This is a genomic window from Nonomuraea aridisoli (genome assembly GCF_003236395.1).
Lineage (GTDB): Bacteria > Actinomycetota > Actinomycetes > Streptosporangiales > Streptosporangiaceae > Nonomuraea > Nonomuraea aridisoli.
In genome coordinates this window covers 1-2,896 of sequence record NZ_POUD01000491.1, presented here as the reverse complement: position 1 = coordinate 2,896, position 2,896 = coordinate 1, and the positions used below count along the sequence as shown (strand labels likewise).

Annotated in this window: 3 protein-coding genes; 2 read left to right on the top strand and 1 reads right to left on the bottom strand. The window is 74.3% G+C overall.

The window, feature by feature from the left end; genetic code table 11:
- Positions 1-114: 114 nt before the first annotated feature.
- Both C1J01_RS47290 and C1J01_RS47285 read left to right on the top strand, forming a co-directional pair.
- Positions 115-969, top strand: a complete 855-nt coding sequence (locus tag C1J01_RS47290) for a PAC2 family protein (RefSeq protein ID WP_111185615.1) — start codon at positions 115-117, stop codon at positions 967-969.
- 147 nt (positions 970-1,116) lie between these two features.
- Complete coding sequence (locus C1J01_RS47285; protein ID WP_146616020.1) at positions 1,117-1,677, top strand: TetR/AcrR family transcriptional regulator C-terminal domain-containing protein; 561 nt, start codon at positions 1,117-1,119, stop codon at positions 1,675-1,677.
- 73 nt (positions 1,678-1,750) lie between these two features.
- Here the strand turns inward: C1J01_RS47285 and C1J01_RS47280 are convergent, their stop codons facing one another.
- Positions 1,751-2,458, bottom strand: a complete 708-nt coding sequence (locus C1J01_RS47280; RefSeq protein WP_111185611.1) for a sirohydrochlorin chelatase — start codon at positions 2,456-2,458, stop codon at positions 1,751-1,753.
- Between the last annotated feature and the right edge of the window lie 438 nt (positions 2,459-2,896).

The following is a 2,896-nucleotide window of genomic DNA, read 5'->3' as shown; positions in this document are numbered from 1 at the left end:
GGCGGGGACGGCCGGGAACGGTCGCGTGGCGGCGAAGATTCGGGGGGAGAGTCGGTGACGGCGACGGCTCGGCACCGCATAGGCTTAGCGGGACGATGGAAGTGGAGGCGACACGTGATAGAGCTCGAAGGGCTCCCCGAGCTCGTCGACCCGGTGCTGATAGCCGCGTTCGAGGGCTGGAACGACGCGGGTGAGGCCTCCAGCGGTGTGATCGCCCATCTCGAGTCCGCCTGGAAGGCCGAGCCGCTCATCTCGCTCGACCCCGACGACTATTACGACTTCCAGGTGACCAGGCCCGCGGTGGAGCTGAACGACGGCATGACCACGTCGATCGTGTGGCCGACGACCCGGCTGCTGCGAGCCCGCCCGCCGGGCGTCGAGCGCGACGTGGTGCTGCTGCGCGGCATCGAGCCCAACATGCGCTGGCGCTCGTTCTGCGCCGACATCATCTACATCTGCCGCGAGCTGGGCGTCGAGCTGGCCGTCATGCTGGGCGCGCTGCTCAACGACTCGCCCCACACGCGGCCCGTGCCGATCCTCGGCAGCGCGACCAACGAGGGGCTCGCCCGTTCGATCAACCTGGAGCTGAGCCGCTACGAGGGGCCGACCGGCATCGTGGGCGTGCTCGGTCACGCGTTCGCGCAGGCCGGGCTCGACGCGATCTCGCTGTGGGCGTCGGTCCCCCACTACGTCGCCCAGCCGCCCAACCCGAAGGCCACCCTCGCGCTGCTGCGCCGGCTGGAGGACGTCCTGGAGATCCCGATGCCGCTGGGCGACCTCGACGAGGAGGCCCGGGCGTGGGAGCGCGGCGTGGACGAGCTCGCCTCGCAGGACAGCGAGGTCGCCGACTACGTCAAGGAGCTCGAGGAGCGCAAGGACGCCGCCGAGCTGCCCGAGGCCAGCGGCGACGCGATCGCGGCCGAGTTCGAGCGTTACCTGCGGCGCAGGGACCGCGGCACTGACAGCTGATGCTCAGGGCGTAAATCTGTCAATTTTTCGTCGTTTCAGGTAATAATCAGAAACCTCTTCACCACCGCACCAGCGGGGGTCCCGGCGATTCCCGCACCCGGCTTCGCACGCGATGCCTCTCACCTGACCGCGCACGTTAGGCACGCCATGGCGACTTCCCATGTAGACCCCCATCAAAGGAGCCAGGACGCCAGGCGGCGCATCCTGGAGATGGCCCTCGCGCTGCGCGGCGACCGCTCCGGGGGCTCCCTCGACCACTTCCTGGCCCTGCTGCAGGACCGGATGCCGCTGTGGCTGAGCATCCTGCACGGCCTCTCCCACCGCGCCGGCAAGGGCGAGGTCGCCGGCAACCTGCTGCAGGCGGCGCGGGCGGGCATCGACTACTACCTGGCGGTGCAGAGCGCGGCCCAGCCGGCGTTCACCTCGCCCAGCGTGACGGTGCGCTTCCGCGAGGCGCTGCGCGAGGCGGGGCTCGGGCCGGAGGCCGAGGTGGCGCCGGTCGCCGCGTACCTGGAGGCCGAACGGCGCCTCGGACGGGTGCGGCCGGACGTCGACCCCGAGGCCAGCGCGCGCCTGCTCCTCGCCGGCTGCTTCCACCAGGCCCACCTGGAGATGTTCGCGGGCGCGAGCGACGACCTGGAGCGCGACGCCGGCGCCCGGGCCATCGTCCGGGAACTCCGCCTGGAGCCCGTCCTCGACCCGGCCTGACCGTCCCACACCGTCCCACGCCACGCTGCTCGCGTTTCAACGCGCGAGATGCGGTGGCGTGGGACGGCGCTGGTCAGGCGCGGCGGAGGGTGCGGGGCCGGGCGGCGCGGCTCAGGACCTCGTCGTAACGGTGCCAGATGAGGGCGGCCACGTCGGGGTCGGCGCCTAGTGGTTCGCTCACCAGGCCCGCGCCGGCCGTGACGAGCCGGTCGTGGAAGAAGCCCGGCGCGAGCACGTACGAGGCGATGGCCACGCGGGCGGCCGGGGTGGAGCCGAGCCGTTCCATGGCCTCTTCCAGCGACGGCGTGCCGGCCGAGGCGAACGCGGCCGTCACCGGGCGGGCCAGCCGCACGGCGAGCCGGTGGGCGGCGGCGCGCACGTCGCCCAGGGCCGCCGGGTCGGACGAGCCGGCCGCTCCCAGCAGGACGGCGTCGGTGGCGCGCAGGCCGGCGCGCGCCAGCTTGCGCGCCAGCGCCGAGGTCAGCAGCCCGTGCGGCCCCAGCCATCCGGCCACCACCGCGTCGGGACGGTGGTCGGCGACGACGGCGGGCAGGTCGATGTGCGCGTGGTAGCCGCCGGCCAGCAGCAGCGGCACCACGACCACCGGGCCGCGCACCGCGGGCAGGACATCGGCGAGCAGCGGCGCGCTGATCTCCAGGTAGCTCAGCTCCACGCGGTGCCCGGGCCGGGCGCGCCTGACGGTCTCGGCCAGCGCCGCCAGCGTGTGCTCCCCCGCCGCGCTCCGCGTCCCGTGCGCGGCCAGGACGAGTACGGGCGTCACCGGAACCCCCCAGCCGACACCACGACGCCGCCACCCGGGGCGGGGCTCGCGGCACGCGGCGGCGTGGACGCCACGGTGGCCGGTGCTGTGGGCGTGCGGGCGCTGGCCGCAGGGCACGCCGGCGTGGGCTGAGCGCCGTGCACAGTGGTGCGGCGGGACGCCGGGGACGGGGAGGCGGTCCGCGGGACGCCGGCCGAGGCCCACCGCCCTGACCGGCGGCACGCTCGAGGCCGCCTGGGCGCCAAGGGCCTGCACATGGTGTTCTCCTCATCAGGTCGGGACGGCGACGTGGTGGGGCCCGCGACGGCGGTCGGAGCGCGCGCGGACATGTCACCCGGGACGCCCGCCGCACCGCGGGCCGGCCGGTGAGCCAGGATGCGTGCCACGCCGTCGACCGGGACGACCGGGACATGCGCGGCACACGAGCGGGGCAGGGCG

Excerpts from the sequence above, each read along its gene's own strand:
- C1J01_RS47285 (WP_146616020.1), top strand. The coding sequence starts at position 1,117 with ATGGCGACTTCCCATGTAGACCCCCATCAAAGGAGCCAGGACGCCAGG.